Genomic DNA, 18670 nt, shown 5'->3' with positions numbered 1-18670 from the left:
GCCCGATGCCTATTCGTTATTTCATCAAACAACTGCTCCTGCCACCCGGCATCCTCTTGCTGCTGCTGGCCCTTGCCTGGTGGTTTCGTCGCAGTCGCCCACGTTTGGCCGGCTGTTGCTTTGCCCTGGGGTTTGGCGGCATGTGGTTGATCAGCCTGCCGGTGACGGTGGAGTGGGGCGCGCGTGCCCTGGAGGCCGAACCGCCGTTGGCCCGTGAAGACTGGTCGACCCTGGCCCAGCGCGCCGACGCCATTGTGGTGTTGGGCTCGGGACGCGAGCGCGGCGACCCGGCATGGGGTTCTGATCAGCCGACCGGTATCGGCCTGGAGCGCCAACGGTATGCCGCGCGATTGGCCAAGGCCTCCGGGCTGCCGGTGTTGACGACCGGCGGCCTGCATTACGGCACGCCGCCCAGCGAGGCACAATTGATGGCGGTGTCGATGCAGGATGACTTCGGCGTTGCCGTGCGCTGGAAGGAAGAGCGCAGCCGCACCACCTGGGAAAACGCGCAGATGAGTGCCGAGATTCTATTGCCTGAGGGCATCAAGCGTGTGGTGGTCGTGACCCAGGCCTGGCACATGCCGCGTTCGGTGTGGAGTTTTGAACAGGCCGGCTTCACCGTGGTGCCGGCGCCGGTGGGGTTCCTGGGCGTGGACAACGCCCGGCCGCTGGGCGGCTGGATGCCTGAGTTCAAGTCGGTGTGGCAGAGCGGGCAATTGATCAATGAGGCGGTGGGGCAGGTGGGGTATCGGTTGTTCTATCGATAACACCGTCCCTCCCACATTGGTTTTGCATTGTCTGTTAGACGGTTTTTGACATCCGGCCTGCCAGCAACGCCCAGCCAAACAACCCCAGGCACACGATGATCAGCGGCCACGAGCGCCATTGCAGGTACGGCGTCAGGTTATGCATTGGCACCACTTCGCCGTAGAGAATGCCGCGTTCGAACTGCGGGATCTGCACGGTGATCTGCCCAAACGGGTTGATCAACCCGGTCACGCCATTATTGGTGGCGCGGATCATCCAACGGCCAGCCTCCAGTGCACGCATCTGCGCCATTTGCAGGTGCTGCAAGGGGCCGATGGAGCGGCCGAACCAGGTGTCATTGCTGATGGTCAGCAGCAGGTCGCTCTGGGCTGAAAGGCCGGCGGCGAATTCCGGGTACACCACTTCGTAGCAAATGAACGGCGCAATCTGATAGCCCTTGGCTTGCAGCATGGGCTGGTCGGCAGGGCCACGGGCGAAGTCCGACATGGGCAGGTCGAAGAAGGCAATCAGGCCGCGCAGCATATCCTGCAGCGGCACGTACTCGCCAAACGGCACCAGCTTCTGCTTGAGGTAGGTACCGTCACCTTCACCCACCACGGTGATGCCGTTGAAGTAGCGCTTCTGGTGATGCACTTCCTGGCGTATCGGCACGCCGGTGATCAACGCGGTGTGCCGGTCGGCCGCAAACTTGCCCATCATCCCCAGGTAGCCCTCGACGGACTCCTTGAGCACCGGCACCGCCGTTTCCGGCCACACCAACAGGTCGACCGGCTTGGAGCTGAAGCTCATGTCGCGGTACAGCGCGAGCTGCGCATTGAGCTGCTCAGGGTCCCACTTCATGCTTTGTTCGACGTTGCCCTGGATCGCGGCGACGGTCAGCGGCGCGCCGGAAGGCGTGGTCCAGGCATGATGCTTGAGCGCCAGGCCGATGGCCCAGGGCGCTACCAGCAACACCAGGCCAGCGCCGATAAAGGCATTGCGCTTGGCCGCCAGCAGGCGCGGCAGGTTGCACAACAGGGCCGCCGTCAGTGCCAGGGCAAACGAAATCAGCCACATGCCGCCCACTGGCGCCAGGCCGGTGAGCGGGCCGTCGAGCTGGCTGTAACCGGAGTACAGCCACGGGAATCCGGTGAGGAACCAGCCGCGAAAGGCTTCCTGGCCGACCCACAATGCGGCAAACGTGAGCGCATCTGCCAACGGTGCTTCATTGCGACGCAACCAGCGCGCCCATAGCCAGGCGGGCAGGGCGAAGAACCAGGCAATGGCGGCGGTGAACAACAGCATCAGGAGCCCCGCCAGCAGCACCGAAGCGCCGCCGAAGTGGTGGATGCTGTAGTAGATCCAGCTGGTACCGGCGCCAAACAGCCCGAAACCGAAGCACCAACCACGGCCCAAGGCCTGACGCGGCGTCAGTTCCCGCAGTCCGATATAGAACAATCCGACCGCGACCAGTGCAAATGGCCACAGGTCGAACGGCGCCAGCGCCAGGGTGGTGATGGCGCCGGCCACCACGGCCAGCAAATTACCGGGCCAGCCGGGGCGGGTCAGACGGCGCATATCAATCCTTAGCGGGCTATAGGTGTCAGGCGAATCAAGTGGATGCGGCGGCTGTCGGCATTCAGGATGCGGAAGCGATAGGCGCCGATCTCGGTGGTTTCGTTACGCTTTGGCAGATGCCCGAACGCACTCATTACCAGGCCACCGACGGTGTCGAACTCATCGTCGGAGAATTCGCTGTCGAAGAACTCGTTGAAGTTCTCGATCGGCGTCAGCGCCTTGACCAGGAAGTCACCACTGGGCAGCGGCTTGATGTAGCTGTCTTCTTCGACGTCGTGCTCATCTTCGATGTCGCCGACGATCTGTTCCAGCACGTCTTCGATGGTCACCAGGCCCGCCACGCCGCCGTATTCGTCGATCACAATGGCCATGTGATTGTGGTTGGCGCGAAATTCGCGCAGCAGCACATTCAGGCGCTTGGATTCGGGCACGAAGGTGGCCGGACGCAGCAGGTCCTTGATGTTGAAGCTGTCACCGTTCTCCTTGAGGATCAGCGGCAGCAGGTCCTTGGCCAGCAGGACACCCATGACGTCGTCATGGCTTTCACCGATCACCGGGTAGCGCGAGTGCGCCGAGTCGATCACGGCCGGGAGGAATTCCCGTGGGGTCTGGGTCGCCTTGATGCTGATCATCTGCGAACGCGGGACCATGATGTCCCGAACCTGCAGGTCAGCCACCTGGATGGCGCCTTCGACGATGGCCAGCGCTTCGCTGTCCAGCAACTTGTTCTGATGGGCCTCGCGCAGCAGCTCCAGCAGCTCCTGGCGGTTTTTCGGCTCGTGGGCAAAAGCCTGGGTCAGTTTACCCAGCCATGACTTTTGCCCGTTGCTCGATCGGTCTTCGCTCATAGCGATTACTCTAAATCCTTTGATGTGACAGTTGAGTGTTGATCAGTTTTCGTCGTCTGCATACGGATCAGGGTGACCCAATTCTGCAAGCAACGTTCGTTCCAGTGCTTCCATTTCCTCGGCTTCTTCATCGTCTATATGGTCGTAACCCAAGAGATGCAGGCAGCCGTGGATGACTAGATGGGCCCAGTGAGCCTCGAGTTCCTTGCCTTGTTCCTTCGCTTCACGCTCGACCACCTCGACGCAGATCACCAGGTCGCCCAGCAAGGGGATGTCCAGTAACTCATCGGGTACGTCAGCGGGAAACGACAGCACGTTGGTCGCGTAGTCCTTCTGGCGCCAGGTGTGATTCAGTTCGCGACCCTCGGGCTCGTCCACCAGGCGGATGGTCAGTTCCGAGTCGGCGGTGCGCTGGCGCAGGGCCAGGGCGCACCATTGCCGGAACTGTTCTTCGCTGGGGGCGGGCGCTTCGGTGGCCAGCTGCAGGTCAAGCTCAAGCATCGCGGCGAACGTCCTTGGCCGGTGCGTCATCGCGGTGGTCGAAGCGCTCATAGGCTTCGACAATGCGCTGCACCAGCGGGTGGCGGACCACGTCCTTGGGCATGAAATGCGTGAAGCTGATACCCGGCACATCCTTGAGCACCTCGATCACCTGGGCCAGGCCGGACTTGGTGCCTTTGGGCAGGTCGACCTGGGTGACGTCACCGGTGATCACGGCGGTGGAGCCGAAACCGATCCGGGTGAGGAACATCTTCATCTGCTCGACGGTGGTGTTCTGGCTTTCGTCGAGGATGATGAAGCTGTTGTTCAAGGTGCGGCCGCGCATGTAGGCCAGCGGAGCAATCTCGATCACCTGGCGCTCGATCAGCTTGGCCACGTATTCAAAGCCGAGCATCTCGTACAGCGCGTCGTAGAGCGGGCGCAGGTACGGGTCGATCTTCTGGGCCAGGTCGCCGGGCAGGAAGCCGAGTTTTTCACCGGCCTCGACCGCTGGGCGCACCAGCAGGATACGGCGTACTTGCTCGCGCTCGAGGGCGTCGACCGCACAGGCCACGGCCAGGTAGGTCTTGCCGGTACCGGCGGGTCCGATGCCGAAGTTGATGTCGTTGCCGAGGATTTCCTTGACGTAGCGCTGCTGATTCAAGCCGCGAGGGCGAATCATGCCTTTTTTGGTACGCAGGGCAACGCTGGCTTCGGCCACCGGGTTGTTGGCCAGGTCTTCCACGGCGGACTCCTGCAGGTACAGGTGCACCGTTTCCGGCGACAGTTCACTGCCCTTGGTCTCGCGATAGAGGCGACGCAGCAGGTTTTCTGCAGACGTGGTGTGTTGGGGGTCGCCAATAAGCTCGAACTGATTGCCGCGATTGCGGATCTCGATGCTCAGGCGTTGTTCGATCAGGCGTAGGTGCTCGTCGAACTGTCCGCACAGGTTGGCGAAACGGCGAGCCTCAAAGGGCTCGAGGAGAAAACGATGGGGTTCTGCTATGGGTGCGTTCAAGGTTGCTTTTAGCCGCCCTTTGGCTGTTTAAGTGAAAGAGAGGATAACGCCAGTGACGCGGGTACGAAAGCACTTACGTCATTGGAATGTTGCACGGTTCCAATGTGGGAGGGGGCTTGCCCCCGATAGCGGTGTGCCGGCAATCAATGAGTGCTCTGATTCGCCGCCATCGGGGGCAGGCCCCCTCCCACACTTATTGCACCAGCGACCCACGCAACGAGTGCGGTTGCGCCGCATCGATGTGCACATCGGCAAATTGGCCGATCAGGGTTGGATTGTCGCAACGGAAGTTGACGATCCGGTTGTTCTCGGTGCGGCCCTGCAATTCGCCAGGGTCTTTTTTCGAGTAGTCGGTGACCAGGATGCGCTGGATCGAACCGACCATTTGTCGGCTGATCTCGAAACCCTGCTGGTTCAGGCGATGTTGCAGCGCGTTCAAGCGCTCTTTTTTCAGCGCTTCCGGCGTTTCGTCCAACAGGTCCGCCGCCGGGGTGCCTGGGCGCTGGCTGTAAACGAACGAGTAGGAGAAGTCGAAACCGACGTCTTCGATCAGCTTCATGGTCTGCTGGAAGTCTTTCTCGGTTTCGCCGGGGAAGCCGACGATAAAGTCCGAACTGATGCAGATGCCTGGCACCGCTGCGCGCAATTTGCGCAGTTTGGATTTGTATTCCAGGGCGGTGTGGTTGCGTTTCATCGCCGAGAGGATGCGGTCCGAGCCCGACTGCACCGGCAAGTGCAGGTGCTTGACCAGTTCCGGCACTTCGGCATGGGCCTGGATCAGGCTGTCGGAGAATTCCAGCGGGTGCGAGGTGGTGTAGCGAATGCGTTCGATGCCATCCACCGCAGCGACCACGCGGATCAACTCCGCCAGGTCAGCCAGGCGCCCGTCGTGGGTCAGGCCGCGATAGCCGTTGACGTTCTGGCCCAGCAGGGTCACTTCGCGCACGCCGTTTTCGGCCAGGTGGATGATTTCTGCGAGCACGTCGTCAAACGGCCGGCTGACTTCTTCACCACGGGTGTAGGGCACTACACAGAAGGTGCAGTACTTGCTGCAGCCTTCCATCACCGACACGTAGGCGCTCGGCCCGTCGATGCGCGGCTCGGGCAGGTGGTCGAATTTTTCGATTTCCGGGAACGAGACGTCGACCTGGGGCAGCTTGGTGATGCGTGCGGCGTCGATCATTTCCGGCAGGCGGTGCAGGGTCTGTGGGCCGAAGACCACGTCGACATACGGCGCACGGTCGCGGATCGCGGCGCCTTCCTGGCTGGCCACGCAACCGCCGACGGCGATCACCATGTCGGGGTTGGCCAGTTTCAATTCGCGCCAGCGGCCCAGCTGCGAGTACACACGGTCCTGGGCTCGCTCACGGATCGAGCAGGTATTGAGCAGGATCACGTCGGCATCTTCGGCGCGGGCGGTGACTTCCAGGGCCTGGTGTTCACCCAGCAGGTCGACCATGCGCGAGCTGTCGTACTCGTTCATCTGGCAACCGTGGGTTTCGATATAAAGCTTCTTGGCCATGGGAATCGTCAACTGGTGGTAAAGAACCGCGCATTATAGGGGTCATGCCCATCGGTTCCTAGCGCTGTGCATCGGGTGCCATGCTATAGTTCGCGCCCTCTTTTATATCCCCCATGTGTTCCTCACCCACCATGACCAAACGTGAAGCTCCAATCTATAAGGTGATTTTCCTCAACCAGGGCCAGGTGTTCGAAATGTACGCCAAGCAGATCTATCAAAGTGATCTGTGGGGCTTCCTGGAAGTGGAAGAGTTCGTCTTTGGCGAGCGCACGCAGCTGGTCGTCGACCCTGGCGAGGAAAAACTCAAGGCCCAGTTCGAAGGCGTGGTGCGCAGTTTTGTGCCGATGCATTCGATTGTGCGCATCGACGAAGTCGAGCGCCTGGGCACGCCGAAAATCAGCGAAGCCCGGGGCATGAGCAATGTCATGCCGTTTCCGATGCCGATGCCTGAAAAGTGAATTTCAACTATTTTGTAGGGCGTTTCTGATTTTGCTCTCTCGTGCATAGACATTTTGTTTGAAAAATAGCAGATTTTGTTTATGCAGAGAGGGCGTCATGAATATACCAATAAGAAAGTGCCTCGACGTTTCCCCTGTTTTAGTGGCGTTTTAGTTTCGCTTGTTAATTAATGAGCCGTCAAAAAAGTTTGCTTTTGAAGCGTGGGCATTAGCGCGCTGTTGCACTATTACGCCACGCTATTAGTTAACACCGAGTTTCTTTTCACGCAGTCATCAACGGACTTATCTGTTCGGGAGTAGCCTTGTGCGCGATCCTCGTTATGACATTCTGTTTGAACCGGTACAAATAGGCCCGGTTCGCACCCGCAACCGTTTTTATCAAGTTCCCCACTGTAATGGCATGGGTCATGTGCATCCGTCTGCCATGGCCCGTATGCGCGGTGTAAAAGCCGAGGGAGGGTGGGGCGTGGTCTGTACCGAAGAATGTGAGATCAGCCCGCTGAGCGAGTTCTCTCCCTACATAGAGGCGCGTTTGTGGGATGAACGCGACATTCCGGCACTCGCTCGGATGTGTGAGGCGGTCCACGAGCACGGTTCTCTGGCCGGCGTCGAGTTGGCGTTCAATGGTTACTCCGCGCCCAACCGCTACAGCCGTGAAATCCCCTGGGCGCCCTCCAATACGCCAGTGCGTGGTTATGACCCCGTGCAGGCGCGGGCCATGAGTCGTGCCGATATCCAGCAGTTACGCGCCATGCACCGCGCAGCCGCCCTGCGGGCGCGGGACGCGGGTTTTGACATCATTTATGTCTATGCCGGGCATGACCTGAGCGTGCCATTCCATTTCCTCACGCCGCGTAATAACCGCCGCACCGATGAGTACGGCGGCCTACTGGAAAACCGCGTGCGCCTGTTGCGCGAACTGATTGAAGACACCCGCGATGCGGTCGGTGATCGGTGCGCCGTGGCGGTGCGCCTGGCGGTGGATGAGCAGATGGCCGGCGGTCTGTGTCGCGAGGGCGAAGGTACTGAAATTTTCTCGATGCTGGCGAACTTGCCGGACCTGTGGGATGTAAATGTCGCCGATTGGGCCAACGACAGCGTCACCGCGCGCTTTGCCTCGGAAGGTTATCAAGAGGCCTTCCTGCTGGGACTCAAGTCGCTGACCTGCAAGCCGGTCGTAGGCGTCGGGCGGTTCACCTCGCCGGACACCATGGCCTCCATGGTCCGCCGTGGCGTTCTCGACCTCATTGGCGCGGCCCGCCCTTCGATTGCCGATCCTTTCCTGCCAAATAAGATTGAAGAGGGGCGCGCTGAAGAGATCCGTGAATGCATTGGCTGCAATGTGTGTGTCAGTGGCGATCACACCAGCACGCCTTTGCGTTGTACTCAGAATCCAACCATGGGCGAGGAGTGGCGGCGCGGCTGGCACCCCGAGTCGGTGAAGCGTACGTATGAGCCTGGGCGCGCCCTGGTGGTCGGCGCCGGCCCTGCAGGGCTTGAGTGCGCGCGGATACTGGGCGCGCGAGGGATGGACGTTGCGCTTGTAGACAGCCAGCGCACGCTGGGCGGACGCGTAGCCCTGGAGGCGCGGCTTCCGGGGCTGGCGAGTTGGGCGCGAGTCATCGACTATCGACAGGATGCCTTGAGCCGCCTGGCATCGGTCGAGATATATCGGGAAAGCCCATTGCAGGCCCAGGACATCCTCGACTTTGCTGCCGAACATGTGTTTATCGCCACCGGCTCTCGCTGGCGGCGGGACGGGCTGGGGCGCGCCCTGCGGTGCACGTTACCGGGTCTGGAGTGCCTGCCCGTGCTGACGCCGGACGATCTGATGGCGGGTGTACTGCCGCCTTCACCGGTGCTGCTGTTCGACGACGATCACTATTACATGGGCAGTGTATTGGCCGAGCACTTGGTGGCGCGGGGCGTGGACGTGGTATTCGTCACCCCGGCGGCGGATGTGGCGGCGTGGACCCACAACACCCTGGAGCAGCATCGCATCCAGCGTCGGCTGCTGGAGTTGAATGTCACGATCATCCCGTCCCACACACTGGTCAGCGGTATGCCGGAAGGTGTGCTGGCCGGGTGCGTCTACACCGAGCGAACTCGCTTTATTCCAGCAGCGTCCCTGTTGTTGGTCACGTCCCGCGAACCCGAGCAGACGCTGTTTCACGCGTTGAATAACGCGCCCGAGCACCTGCGTGCGGCCGGCATCAGCACGCTGTCGTTGATCGGCGACTGCATGGCTCCCGGCACGATAGCCGCTGCGGTCTATTCGGGGCATCGAATGGCACGAGAGTTCGATGCGCCTGCTGATTCTTTATTTGTACGTCGAGAAATTCCGTTGATCGAGGTGTAGCGGTTACTGCTGTTTCATTAATAACGAGGAATACAATAATGAAAAAAATAATCCTGATGTTATTTGCCCTGTTCTTTATAAACGCGCCACTCGTTGCCGACGAATATACGGTAATTCGTTTCGGTGTCGACCCCAACTATGCTCCGTTTGCCTATAAGGACCGGACGGGAACTTTGACTGGTTTCGAAGTTGATATAGGCAATGCTGTTTGCGCACATTTGAATATTCGCTGCCAGTGGGTCGAGAGCGACTTCGACGGAATGGTCCCGAGCCTGAACGCCGGCAAGATCGACGCGATCCTGGCGTCAATGACGGTCACCGAAGCACGGCAAAAGGTGATCGATTTTTCCTCAGAGGTGTTTTCCAGTCCTACTGCCATGGTATTCCGCCCCGGCACTGAGCTGGCCAAGGGTACGGCCGTGGGCTATTTGCAGGGCAGTACTCAAGAAACTTACGCCCGCCAAGTGCTCGTTAAACAGGGCATGAAGGTCGTGGCGTACGCCGATCAGGAGCAGGTCTACGCCGATCTGGTAGCGGGACGTTTGCAGGCTTCGCTGCAGGATGCCCAGCAGGCGCAAAGCGGATTTTTGCGCCTGCCCCAAGGCGCGGGGTTCGTGCTGGGGCCGTTGATTGAAAGCGAACTGATGCCCTCCCAAAGTGCTATCGGTATCGCCAAGGGCAACCATATGTTGAAAGCCTTGCTAGACAACGGGTTGGCCGCCCTGCACGTCGATGGCACCTATGCCCGGCTGCAAGAACAGTACTTTCCGGGTGTGGATATGTTCAGCGGTCAATGATCGGCGAGGCCCCAACCATGCTACCGACCTTCACGCAATTCGCTGCAACCTTGGACGATTTCGCGCCGCTGTTGTTGCACGGTGTCTGGATCACACTGCAACTGGCGTTGTTATCACTGCTGTTGGGGCTGGTATTCGGCCTGGTGGGTGCAGGCGCCAAGCTGTCCGGGTGCAGGGCTTGTCGCTTCTGCGCACAGCTCTACACCACCCTGATCCGTGGGGTGCCGGACCTGCTTTTGATGTTGTTGATTTTCTACGGGGCACAAACCGGCTTGAGTCGTCTGACGCAGGAACTGGGCTGGGCCTACATCGAAATCGACCCTTTCAGCGCAGGAGTGCTCACCTTGGGGTTTATCTACGGCGCCTATTTCACCGAAACCTTTCGCGGCGCCTTGCTGGCCGTGCCTCGCGGTCAGTTCCAGGCCGCCAAGGCCTTGGGCATGACCTTCAGCCAAGCTTTCGTGCACGTGATATTCCCGCAAATGATGCGGTTCGCCCTGCCAGGGCTGGGCAATAACTGGATGGTTTTGCTCAAGGCCACTGCTCTGGTATCGATCATCGGCCTGGCGGATTTGATCAAAGTGGCCCAGGTAGCGGGCAAGAGCAGCCAACAGGTGTTGGCCTTTTTGCTGATGGCGGCATCGGTCTACCTGTTGCTCAGCAGCGTTTCAAGCCTCGCGTTGCGCTGGTTGGCGCGTCGCTACTGCGGCGGTGTGCAGGAGTCATCACGATGATCGAGTTGATCCAGGAGTACTGGCGGCCGTTGCTCTATTCCGACGGTCAACAACTGACAGGCCTGGCCATGACCCTGTGGCTGACCAGTGCCTCGCTGTGTTTCGGCCTGCTGCTTGCACTGCCACTGTCCATTGCCAGGGCGTCCTCCCGACGCCGGTGGCGTTGGCCGGTGCAAAGCTTCACCTATCTGTTTCGCGGCACGCCGCTGTATATCCAGTTGCTCATCTTCTACACCGGTATCTACAGCATTGCTGCGGTTCGTGAGCAACCACTGCTGGATGGGTTTTTCCGCGAGGCACTGAACTGCACGCTGTTGGCGTTCGCCCTGAATACCGCGGCCTACACCACGGAAATACTGGCGGGTGAGATTCGAGCGATGCCGCGCGGTGAAATCGAGGCTGCGCGGTCCTTGGGGTTCGATGGTTGGAAGCTGTATGTCCACTTGATCATGCCTTCGGCCCTGCGCCGCGCATTGCCCTACTACAGCAATGAAGTGATTTTCATGCTGCACTCCACCACGTTGGCGTTTACGGCCACCGTGCCGGACATCCTCAAAGTGGCCCGGGATGCCAACGCTGCCACCTTCCTGACCTTCCAATCCTTCGGCCTCGCCGCAGTCCTTTACCTGTGCATCACCTTTGCCTTGGTCGGTCTGTTTCGCCTGGCAGAACGGCGTTGGCTGCGCTTTCTTGATCCAGGCCGATAGGAGGCCGATATGCAGGCTCACATACACGAGTTACTGGCGGCTGTGCCGGGTACGGCACGACAGATCCATAGCTTTCATTACGGTCCAGACAATGCGCCTGGCAAGGTCTACCTCCAGGCCTCGCTGCATGCCGATGAATTGCCGGGGATGCTGGTCCTATGGCATCTGAAGCAACGGTTGGCGCAGCTGGAGGCGGCCGGATTGTTGCGTTGGTCGGTTGTGCTGGTGCCGTTGGCCAATCCGCTGGGGTTGGAACAGGTGCTGATGGACGTGCCTCAGGGGCGCTTCGATAACGACAGTCGGGAGAACTTCAACCGTTTCTTCCTTGATGTGAGCCAGCAGGTCGGTGATTGTGTGCAAGACCTGTTGACCGATGATCCTGCCAACAATCTGCAACTGATCCGTTCCAGCCTGCGGCAAACGCTTGCCTGCCAAGTACCGGCGACGCAGTTGCAATCGATGCGCTTGGTCCTGCAAACGCTGGCCTGTGACGCTGATATCGTACTGGACCTGCATTGTGATTTTGAAGCCGTGCAGCACTTGTACCTGTCACCGGATTTCTGGTCACAGGTGGAGCCCTTGGCTTGCTACCTGGGCGCCAGGGCATGCTTTCTCACCAAGGAGGCAGGAGGGCAGTCGTTCGATGAGTGCTTTACGTTGTTCTGGGCACAGATGCAGGCGCGGTTTACCGGGCGCTTTACAGCGCCGGGGTTCGCGGTGACGGTGGAATTGCGAGGTGTTGCCGATGTGGACCACGGCCTGGCGCGGCAGGATTGCCAGGCGCTGATTAACTACCTGATTCAGCGCGGAGCCATTGATGGCCATGCGCCGCCCCCGCCGCCATTACTCCACGCGCCGACGCCGTTGGCCGGGGTAGAGCCCGTGATAAGTCCGGTGGGAGGTTTGATTGTGTTTTGCGCGCAGGTGGGCGATTCCCTGGAGGCGGGGCAAGTCCTGGCCGAAATCATTGATCCGATCACCGACCACGTAACACCGGTCGTTTGTACGCGCGGGGGGCTTTTGTATGTTCGGTCACTACGGCGAATGGCTACCGCTGGTATGACGATTGCTCATGTCGCAGGCCCGAAGGCATATCGACAGGGTTATCTGTTATCGCCTTGATCAGGGCAGGGGGGAGAAGGGCGAGCGCCCATCGGCACTCTGCAGCTCCAGCAGGTAGTTGCGGAAAATCTGCCCCAGGACCTGGGTGGCCACTTCCAATTCATCGCGTTGCATGTGCTCGGCGACTTCGTCGGCGGTGTCCAGCGCGTCTTCGGCGCCGTTGACCGCGGCCATTTTCAACACGATATAGGCCTGGACGTTATTGGCCGGCACGCCTTCGCCTTTGAAGAACATGGTACCCAATTGGAATTGCGCCTGGGCGTGGCCCTGCAACGAGGCTTTCTCGAAGTAGCTCAAGGCTTTGTTGAGGTCACGGGCCGGGTTTTTGCTGTCGTGGTAGTACTCGCCCAACTCGTATTGCGCCTGCGCATCCCCGCCGTCGGCCTGTTTCTGACACGCGCTCAGGGCTTCGGCCTGGCTGTCTGGCTGGGTATTGAGGGTGCAACGACCCATCGCTGGGATTAACAACGAGTTGCCGCCTGCCTGGGCATGTGCCAGCAGCGGCTGAAGGAGCAACAGGCAGCCCAGTACCAGGGTGCGGCCGGTGCGTTTCATGGGAATCGACTTACCTCTGACGGGGCGCGCGGATCCTCTCGGGATCCAATAAGCGCGCATTATGAAATAAGCAGGCCTCTGCTTACAAAGTCTTTACTCGTTTTTCTGCTGCTTGGGCAAGTTATCTGCCGGATTGCAGGTAAATTCTCGGAAAAATAAGGAAATGCCTGTCAGCAAAGTAGCAAATCTGACGCCGCCTACAGCAACGCCAGATTTTTTCAGCGGCTATTTCAGTGCGGCAAACGCGCGCTCGGCGGCATCCAGGGTCAGTTTCAGCTCGGCATCGCCATGGGCGATCGAGGTGAAACCGGCTTCGAAGGCACTCGGCGCCAGGTACACGCCGCCCTCCAGCATCAGGTGGAAGAAGCGCTTGAACAGGTCGGCATCGCTGCCCATCACATCATCAAAGGTGACGATGTCATCGGCGCCGCTGAAGTACAGGCCAAACATGCCGCCCGCTTGCGTGGTCACGAACGGGATACCGGCGGCATCGGCGCGCTGTTGCAGGCCGTCCAGCAGGCGGGTGGTGTAGTCGGTCAGTTCGGCGTGGAAGCCCGGGCGGCTGATCAGGCGCAGGGTGGTCAGGCCGGCCGCCATGGCCAGCGGGTTACCCGAGAGTGTGCCAGCCTGGTACACCGGGCCCAGCGGCGCGATGTGCTGCATGATTTCGCGTTTGCCGCCGAAGCAGCCCACCGGCATGCCGCCACCGATGATCTTGCCGAACGTGCTCAGGTCCGGCGTGACGCCGTAGTGCGCCTGGGCACCGCCGAGGGCAACGCGGAAGCCGGTCATCACTTCGTCGAAAATCAGCACCACGCCGTGCTTGTCGCACTGTTCGCGCAGGCCTTGCAGAAAGCCAGGGGCGGGCGGCACGCAGTTCATGTTGCCGGCCACCGGCTCGACGATGATGCACGCCACGTCCTGGCCGACTTCGCTGAGCATCTGCTCGACGGCGCCGATGTCGTTGAACGGCAGGGTCAGGGTGTGTTTAGCGAACGCTGCCGGTACGCCGGCCGAGCTGGGTACGCCTTGGGTCAGCGCGCCGGAACCGGCTTTGACCAGCAGGCTGTCGGAATGGCCGTGGTAGCAGCCTTCGAACTTGATGATGCTGTCGCGGCCGGTGAAACCACGGGCCAGGCGGATCGCGCTCATGGTGGCTTCGGTGCCGGAGCTGACCATGCGCACCATCTCCATCGACGGCACGATGCTGCAGACCAGGTCGGCCATCTCGGTTTCCATGGCGGTCGGCGCGCCGTAGGACAAGCCGTGTTCCAGTTGCTTGCGCACGGCGTCCAGCACGTCCGGGTGGCTATGGCCGAGGATCATCGGCCCCCAGGAACCGACGTAATCCACGTAGCGCTTGTCATCTTCGTCGGTGACGTAGGCGCCTTCGGCATGCTTGAAGAACAACGGCGTGCCGCCCACGCTCTTGAACGCACGCACGGGGGAGTTCACACCGCCGGGGATGTGTTTCTGGGCATTGGCAAACAGGGTTTCGGAACGAGACATGGTGAGGGCTCTCTGAATTCAGGATTTGATGAGTTCGTTGAAGGCGCGGGCGCGGCGCGTGACTTCCTGGGTGCTGTCGGCACCGAACAGGCCGTGGACCACGGCCAGCAGGTCGGCACCATGAGCCACCAGCGGTCCGGCGTTCTCCAGGGTGATGCCGCCGATCACGCAGATCGGCACATGCAGGCGCTTGCGGGCCTCGGCGAGCATTTCAACGGTGGCGGCCGGAGCGCCCGGCTTGGTGTTGGAATTGAAGAAGCGGCCGAAGGCGACATAACTGGCGCCTTCTTTTGCCGCCTGTTCGGCCAGTTCGATCTGGCCGTGGCAGGTGGCGCCGATGATCGCCTTGGAACCGAGCAGCGCACGGGCCGGCGTCAGTGGGCCGTCGGTCTGGCCCAGGTGCACGCCGACGCCCAGGCGCGCGGCCAAGTCAAAGTCATCATTGATAATAAGCTGGGTCTTGTAGCGCGAGCACAGCTCCCGCAGTTTTTCGGCTTCGCGCAGGCGCCGGGCTTCGTCGCTGCTTTTGTCGCGGTACTGCAGCAGGGTCACGCCACCGTCCAATGCCGCTTCGACGTAGGCGAGGAACTTGCCGGCCAACAGTTGGCTGTCGGTAATGGCGTAAAGGCCACGTAGTTTCATCGGGCAGGCCTCTTGCTTTTAAGAGCAGAAAGTTACGAACAGAAATCCAGCGGCAGACGGCGCGGTACAAACTGGCCCTGGCCGAGTTGTTCGGCGTCACGCAGGGTGCGCCAAGTGTAGTTAAGTGCCGACTGCACCGCACTCACCAGCCCTTCGCCTTGAGCGATCCGTCCGGCCAGGGCGCTGGCCAGGGTGCAGCCCGAACCGTGATAGCTGCCGGGCAGGCGCTGGCAGGTAAAGGTCTGGCGCGTGCCATCACGGCTGTAGAGGCGGTTGTGCACTTCGTGCTCATCGCCATGGCCGCCGGTGATCAACAGATGCTTGATAAACGGCAACAGCTTCTCGGCACATTCGTCGGCGGTGCCCTCGGGCAACTCGGCGAGGATACGGGCTTCAGGCAGGTTCGGCGTGGCGATCAGCGACAGCGGCAACAGCCGCTCGCGCATGGCGTAGCCGACTTCGTCCTTGCCCAGGCTGCCGCCGCCGCCGGCACGCAGCACCGGGTCGCACACGACCGGCAGGTGCGGGTGCGCCTGCAGCAGTTCGACTACGGTGTCGACCATTGCGGTAGAGCCGAGCATGCCCAGCTTGACCGCCGCCACTTCGGAGTCGCCGAGCACGGCATTGGCCTGGGCCAGTACCCACTCACGGTCGAGCACGCGGAAATCGCTGACATTGACGGTGTTCTGCACAGTCAGGGCAGTGACGGCCGGAGCCGCGTGGCAGCCTTGGGCGAGCAGGGCTTCGATATCTGCCTGCAAGCCGGCGCCACCACTGGGATCATGGCCGGAGAGACAGAGGACAACGGGGCGAGAGCTGTAGATATTCATGGTGCGCGAGCTTACCACCAAACGCTTTTGGCGGGGCCTTCGGGCGATGGTTGAATTTTGTCCAAAGAATGACGATTTTTTGGCGCTTTTCTTCTCGCAAAAAAGCGCTGAAAGCCTTGTTCTAGAGCCTTAAGGAAAATTATTTCAATGGTGTCCAATGGCCTTTGGTGGCTATGCTAAAGTGGATCCAAACAACTTACTGTACCGCCGGTGTACGTCTTCTCAAAAGGATGGGGGGCTTTTGACATAACCGGACAGGCCACGCTGGGGCTCTATGCGCTATTTGCTGATCTTATTGTTGTGCGGGCTGCCGATGCTCGCCAGCGCCATCGAGTTCAACCAGGACACCCGAAGCCTGCCGCTGGGCCGAGCCATGCAAGTGCTCGAAGACCCGACCGATGCCCTCACCATCGCCGAAGTAAGCTCTCCCGCCTACGCTGCTCAATTCAAGCACCATGACAAAGCCACCCTCAACGCCGGCTATTCGCGCTCGGTGTTCTGGCTCAAGATCGACCTGCATTACATGGCCAAGGACCCCCGTGCCCCCCGCACCTGGTTCCTGGAGTTGGCTTATCCACCGCTCAATCATCTGGACCTGTACCAGAACGATGGCACCGGCAATTATCGGCTGGCCAGCCGCACCGGCAGTGCGCTGCCTTTTTCCAGTCGTGACGTCAGCCAGAGCAACTATCTGTTCAAGCTCAACTTTGTGCCCAACCAGCAACAGACGCTCTACCTGCGCCTGCAAAGTGAAGGCTCGATCCAGGCGCCGCTGACGCTCTGGTCCGGCACCGCTTACCTGGAGCAACAACCGCTGCGCCTGTCTGTGCTTGGCGTGATCTACGGCGTATTGCTGGGGATGCTGGTCTACAACCTGTTCATCTACCTGAGCGTGCGCGACACCAGCTACCTGTATTACATCCTCTATATCGCCTCGTTTGGCCTGTACCAACTGTCGGTCAATGGCGTGGCCGTGCAGTACTTCTGGCCGAACAACCCGTGGTGGGCGAATGCAGCGGTACCGTTGCTGATCGGTTCGGCGGCGCTGTTCGGCAGCCTGTTCGCCCGTAGCTTCCTGCATACCGCGCAGCACAGCCGCTGGCTCAACCGGGTCTTGCTGACACTGGCGGTATGCGGCGGCGTAGTGATGGCGCTGGCGCTACTGACCAGCTACGCCCTGGCCTTGCGCCTGGCGACCGGTTTGGCGCTGGTATTCACCGTGACCATCTTCGTCGCTGCCATCAAGGCCTGGTATTGCGGCCAGCGGGTGGCGCGGTATTTCATCATCGCTTGGTCGGCGTTCCTGTTGGGTGGGGTGGTGAATACGCTGATGGTGCTGGGCTACTTGCCCAATGTGTTCCTCACCATGTACGCCAGCCAGATCGGCTCAGCGATTGAAGTGGCGCTGTTATCCCTGGCCCTTGCCGACCGTATCAACGCCATGCGTGAACAACAGGCGCAAATCCTGTTCGATGCCAGCCAGAAGCTCGAAGTGCTCAACCAGCAACTGGCCCGCAGCAACCGTCTCAAGGATGAATTCCTCGCAACCCTGACCCATGAACTGCGCACGCCCATGAACGGTGTGATCGGCTCCCTTGAGCTGATGCAAACGGTACCGTTGGACGACGACCTGGCGCAGTACCAGCAAACTGCCGCCGGTTCGGCACGGGACATGATGCGCATGGTCGATGGCATCCTCACCCTTACCGAATTGCAGGCCGGCCGCCTGAGTGCCCAGCCTCGGGTGTTCAGCCTGCGCGGCGTGCTCGACACCTTGCGCCAGCAATTCAACGCCAGCGCCCAAGGCAAAGGCCTGGCATTTTCCATCGATGTGGCCGATGAGCTGCCGGACCGCGTGGTGGGTGACGTCGACAAACTGATCCAGTGCCTGGATTGCTTGCTGGACAACGCTTTCAAGTTCACCCGCGAAGGCTCCGTGCGCCTGCGAGTGGTGGGTGTACCTCACAGTGATGGCGGCGTACGCCTGAGCTTTATTGTTACCGACACCGGTATTGGCTTCGCCTTCCTCGACGAGGCGACCTTGTACCAGCGCTTTTTCCAGCTCGATGGCTCCATGACCCGCGAATACGGCGGCCTGGGTATCGGCCTGGCCATCTGCCGGCAATTGATCGAGCTGTTGGGCGGACGCCTTACCCATCATTCCGAGCCGCACAAGGGCAGCCGCTTCCAGCTGGACGTGAAAGTCAGCCCGGTGCCGCCCGAGGCAAAACCGGCGCCCGACCGGCAACGCGCGCCCCAGGATTGCGCGGTATTGCTGGTGGATGACCACAGCGTCGGCCAGTTGGTGGTGCGCGGCATGTTGCTTAAGTTGGGCTACCGGGTGAAAACCGTGGAGAGCGGTCCGGCGGCGTTGGCGGCCTTACAGGGGCAAAACTTCGACGCCGTCTTGTTGGATATACCTGAAGGCGGTTTCTCGTTGTGCTGTCAGATTCGTGCACTGCCGGGCTGTGGTGAATTGCCGGTGATCGCCTTGAGTACGTCGCTGAATACGTCTGAGCGCGAGCGCTGCCACGGCATCGGCATCACCGACCGCCTGGCCAAGCCGGTGCGCTTCGAGGCGCTGCAGGCGGTACTGGAACGCCACTTGTTGAGCGCGCCAGAGGGCGAAAGCGCCGGGCATTCGGCGCGTATGCCACTTTTTTAACCCGGATGACGGTGCTTAACTGAAAAAACCGGCCTCAATCGATCTGCGCCTTCATGGGTAGGTGTGCATTCGACAGGGCCTTTTTCCAGGAGGCCCGTC

At 60.7% G+C, this 18670-nt stretch carries 17 protein-coding genes; 8 read left to right on the top strand and 9 right to left on the bottom strand.

Annotated features, from left to right (window positions below; genetic code table 11):
• Positions 1-5 precede the first annotated feature (5 nt).
• The gene (locus ACHPFG_RS27720; protein ID WP_431701008.1) at positions 6-767 is read left to right on the top strand and encodes a YdcF family protein; all 762 of its coding nucleotides are present in this window, start codon (positions 6-8) and stop codon (positions 765-767) included.
• 34 nt (positions 768-801) lie between these two features.
• On the opposite strand, the gene lnt is transcribed toward ACHPFG_RS27720, so the two are convergent.
• From lnt to miaB, 5 genes are all read right to left on the bottom strand, one after another.
• Positions 802-2325 carry an apolipoprotein N-acyltransferase gene (lnt, locus tag ACHPFG_RS27715; RefSeq protein WP_431701007.1) on the bottom strand — a complete coding sequence of 508 codons (1524 nt, stop codon included), beginning with the start codon at positions 2323-2325 and terminating at the stop codon, positions 802-804.
• 8 nt (positions 2326-2333) lie between these two features.
• On the bottom strand, positions 2334-3173 hold the full coding sequence (locus tag ACHPFG_RS27710) for an HlyC/CorC family transporter (protein WP_005791724.1): 840 nt from the start codon (positions 3171-3173) through the stop codon (positions 2334-2336).
• Between the two features lie 42 nt (positions 3174-3215).
• Positions 3216-3674 carry an rRNA maturation RNase YbeY gene (gene ybeY, locus ACHPFG_RS27705; RefSeq protein ID WP_053138075.1) on the bottom strand — a complete coding sequence of 153 codons (459 nt, stop codon included), beginning with the start codon at positions 3672-3674 and terminating at the stop codon, positions 3216-3218.
• On the bottom strand, positions 3667-4671 hold the full coding sequence (locus tag ACHPFG_RS27700; protein ID WP_131700106.1) for a PhoH family protein: 1005 nt from the start codon (positions 4669-4671) through the stop codon (positions 3667-3669). Before ACHPFG_RS27700 ends, ybeY begins: the two co-directional genes overlap by 8 nt.
• Before the next feature lie 193 nt (positions 4672-4864).
• Positions 4865-6193 (bottom strand): tRNA (N6-isopentenyl adenosine(37)-C2)-methylthiotransferase MiaB, encoded by a 1329-nt coding sequence (gene miaB, locus ACHPFG_RS27695; protein ID WP_053138071.1) that lies wholly within the window; start codon positions 6191-6193, stop codon positions 4865-4867.
• Positions 6194-6324: 131 nt separating this feature from the next.
• Between miaB and ACHPFG_RS27690 the strand changes: the two genes are divergently transcribed.
• The 6 genes from ACHPFG_RS27690 (at position 6325) to ACHPFG_RS27665 (ending at position 12370) form a co-directional block, all read left to right on the top strand.
• The gene (locus ACHPFG_RS27690; RefSeq protein WP_003215457.1) at positions 6325-6651 is read left to right on the top strand and encodes a DUF1820 family protein; all 327 of its coding nucleotides are present in this window, start codon (positions 6325-6327) and stop codon (positions 6649-6651) included.
• A 304-nt stretch (positions 6652-6955) separates the two neighbouring features.
• Positions 6956-9010, top strand: a complete 2055-nt coding sequence (locus ACHPFG_RS27685; protein ID WP_431701006.1) for an FAD-dependent oxidoreductase — start codon at positions 6956-6958, stop codon at positions 9008-9010.
• A 38-nt stretch (positions 9011-9048) separates the two neighbouring features.
• Entirely contained in the window at positions 9049-9807 is a 759-nt protein-coding gene (locus ACHPFG_RS27680) for a transporter substrate-binding domain-containing protein (RefSeq protein ID WP_431701005.1), read from the top strand.
• Positions 9808-9824: 17 nt separating this feature from the next.
• Positions 9825-10541 carry an ABC transporter permease gene (locus ACHPFG_RS27675; protein WP_431701004.1) on the top strand — a complete coding sequence of 239 codons (717 nt, stop codon included), beginning with the start codon at positions 9825-9827 and terminating at the stop codon, positions 10539-10541.
• On the top strand, positions 10538-11248 hold the full coding sequence (locus ACHPFG_RS27670; RefSeq protein WP_145336718.1) for an ABC transporter permease: 711 nt from the start codon (positions 10538-10540) through the stop codon (positions 11246-11248). Before ACHPFG_RS27675 ends, ACHPFG_RS27670 begins: the two co-directional genes overlap by 4 nt.
• 9 nt (positions 11249-11257) lie before the next feature.
• Positions 11258-12370, top strand: coding sequence for a succinylglutamate desuccinylase/aspartoacylase family protein (locus ACHPFG_RS27665; RefSeq protein WP_431701003.1), 1113 nt, complete (start codon positions 11258-11260; stop codon positions 12368-12370).
• Here the strand turns inward: ACHPFG_RS27665 and ACHPFG_RS27660 are convergent, their stop codons facing one another.
• The 4 genes from ACHPFG_RS27660 to ACHPFG_RS27645 form a co-directional block, all read right to left on the bottom strand.
• The gene (locus ACHPFG_RS27660) at positions 12371-12925 is read right to left on the bottom strand and encodes a tetratricopeptide repeat protein (RefSeq protein WP_065924979.1); all 555 of its coding nucleotides are present in this window, start codon (positions 12923-12925) and stop codon (positions 12371-12373) included.
• Positions 12926-13150: 225 nt separating this feature from the next.
• Positions 13151-14434, bottom strand: a complete 1284-nt coding sequence (gene hemL / locus ACHPFG_RS27655) for a glutamate-1-semialdehyde 2,1-aminomutase (protein WP_131700113.1) — start codon at positions 14432-14434, stop codon at positions 13151-13153.
• 18 nt (positions 14435-14452) lie between these two features.
• Complete coding sequence (gene thiE / locus ACHPFG_RS27650; RefSeq protein WP_131700114.1) at positions 14453-15076, bottom strand: thiamine phosphate synthase; 624 nt, start codon at positions 15074-15076, stop codon at positions 14453-14455.
• A gap of 32 nt (positions 15077-15108) precedes the next feature.
• The gene (locus tag ACHPFG_RS27645; protein WP_124418525.1) at positions 15109-15906 is read right to left on the bottom strand and encodes a hydroxymethylpyrimidine/phosphomethylpyrimidine kinase; all 798 of its coding nucleotides are present in this window, start codon (positions 15904-15906) and stop codon (positions 15109-15111) included.
• 274 nt (positions 15907-16180) lie between these two features.
• Here ACHPFG_RS27645 and ACHPFG_RS27640 point away from each other — a divergent pair, with 274 nt between their 5' ends.
• Positions 16181-18571: a hybrid sensor histidine kinase/response regulator gene (locus tag ACHPFG_RS27640; RefSeq protein WP_431701002.1), complete on the top strand. Its 2391-nt coding sequence runs from the start codon at positions 16181-16183 to the stop codon at positions 18569-18571.
• Positions 18572-18670 lie beyond the last annotated feature (99 nt).

Source organism: Pseudomonas sp. BR20, assembly GCF_050780135.1.
Taxonomy (GTDB): Bacteria; Pseudomonadota; Gammaproteobacteria; order Pseudomonadales; family Pseudomonadaceae; genus Aquipseudomonas.
This window is presented reverse-complemented; position numbering and strand designations above follow the sequence as displayed.